The organism is Ruminococcus sp. CAG:57 (genome assembly GCF_000435935.1).
Lineage (GTDB): Bacteria > Bacillota > Clostridia > Oscillospirales > Ruminococcaceae > Hominimerdicola > Hominimerdicola aceti.
Map to the genome: position 1 here is coordinate 1 of NZ_FR890732.1, position 1,983 is coordinate 1,983.

Genomic DNA, 1,983 nt, shown 5'->3' on the forward strand with positions numbered 1-1,983 from the left:
AAAAAATATGATGATGACGGATATCTTCGCAAGAAGGAATAGCATAAACAAAAATAAGCTGCTACAGAAAAAATCTGTGGCAGCTTATTCTATTTAGAATAGTCCTAATTTTAACCTATCAATATCGGCTCCTGATATCTGTTTGTACGAATTCATAAGATTTTGGATCATATTTAATGACGAGCGGGTCGAATGACCAGTTACATAGTGTACTGTCGGAGAAAATTTATTATAAGAAAAAATGGCTTTGGTTTTATAGGCTTGACCATACAGAACCTTTCCTCTTAGAATTTCAAACGAATAACCTTTCCCGTCTCGTGCGATTGCTTTTATACATCCATTTATAGCTTCAGTAACGCCATTTGTGTACGGGTGATCAAAATAATTAAATATTTCCAGGCTCCATCGATTTACCGTTTCAGTTATTGAAATGTAAGGACTAAAGTTCTGTTTGACCTTTCTGGACCATTTTGTATACTTTAGAACAGCCGCTCTCCTGTTGGTACATTCGTAGATCTCTCTGAATTCTTCTTTAAGATCATATGCCATTTTTAGTTCCGGATACTTTGAATAGATGTATCCAAGTTTTTTGTTTTGGTTTGCAGTTAAGTCTTTTCTATTTGTATTTAAGGCTTTCTGTACTGAATTTATCTCCTTCTTTTCAGCAGCAGGTAGTTGTTTGCAAAGTGTTTTTTTATAGTCGCTTAGTACGTCATTAATTAGCTTGACCACATGAAATTTGTCGATAACTATTGCCGCATCCGGTAAGCATTCATACACCGCCTCACGATAGGGCCTATACATATCCATTGTAACTATTTTAATATTGTTACTGTCAGGCAATGAGTCGAGATAATTTATTACAGTTTGTTTGTCTCTCTTTGGAAGCATTTCAAAAAGCAAGTGCTCGTTTATGTCCGTCAAAACACACCTAATCGAGCCATTCAAATGTGCTTCATCTATACCTAATACTTCAGGTGAATACATAATATGCTGAGAATCTTTCTCTCGAATATATGCCAAAGCTATTTTCTCTATCGTAGTAACAGATAACTTATATTCTCTTGCAATATGCTTAAATGGTTTTGTTAATGATAATTGCTGGATCTTACATCTAAGTCTGTTTGTCATTTTTGAGCAAAGATCTAGCGTATTGAATCTATCAACAAAAATACTTCCACAGTCTTTACACAAATGTTTGTGACCTCTTATCTTAAGAGCTGTATAATGTTCATTATTTAGTGCATATCTTTGTTTCAATTTTAGGCGAAACAACAAAAAGATAATCACACTCATCTGCATTTTCACGCAGTTCAAGTATATCAAATTCATCAAGACAAAGCATATTTTGGTTGTGGTTTATAAGCACATTCTATCCTTTCATTACAATTTTTTCGTAGAGGACAAAGCCTAATTGCTGAATTTAAAATGCAACACTCGTTCAGAGTAGACATCATTATTTGCATTATCTCCTCACCCAAACAATCCTCCGTCGATCTGTCCGCAGAAATAAAGATCATTCATAGTCGGCTCGCTTATAACAGCGTTTGGAGTGGGCTTTGTCTTTGATATGGTCTTTGACTTAGTGTCCTCATAATAAATGTTCTCGATAGGCAGCAAACCAATATCCTCTTTGGGAATATCCCACACCATACCCCTTATATGCTCAAAAAGCGCCTCTGGGCTGTCATTAGCGATAACAGAGCCTTTGTTAAGTATGATCAGGTCGTCCGTTATGGTGTCAATATCAGAAACGATATGGGTGGAAATTATTATAATGCTGTCCTTTTTAAGTCGCACCATTATCCTCTTGAATTGCTCACGTTCGAATGGGTCAAGACCAGCAGAAGGCTCGTCAAAAATCAGTATCTCGGGGGAGTTAAGGATAGTCTGTGCAATGGCAAGGCGCTGTTTCATTCCGCCAGAAAATGACTTTATCTTGTCATCAAGATTTTCAGACAGATTCACAAGCCCCAGCACACG

The 1,983-nt window shown here is 36.5% G+C and carries 2 protein-coding genes; both read right to left on the reverse strand.

Annotated elements, in window-relative coordinates; translation table 11 throughout:
* Nucleotides 1-93: 93 nt before the first annotated feature.
* Nucleotides 94-1,278: an ISL3 family transposase gene (locus QVO88_RS06465; RefSeq protein ID WP_288177848.1), complete on the reverse strand. Its 1,185-nt coding sequence runs from the start codon at nucleotides 1,276-1,278 to the stop codon at nucleotides 94-96.
* 195 nt (nucleotides 1,279-1,473) lie between these two features.
* Nucleotides 1,474-1,983 (reverse strand): ATP-binding cassette domain-containing protein (locus tag QVO88_RS06470; RefSeq protein WP_288177846.1); only part of this gene is annotated, 510 nt, incomplete at its 5' end.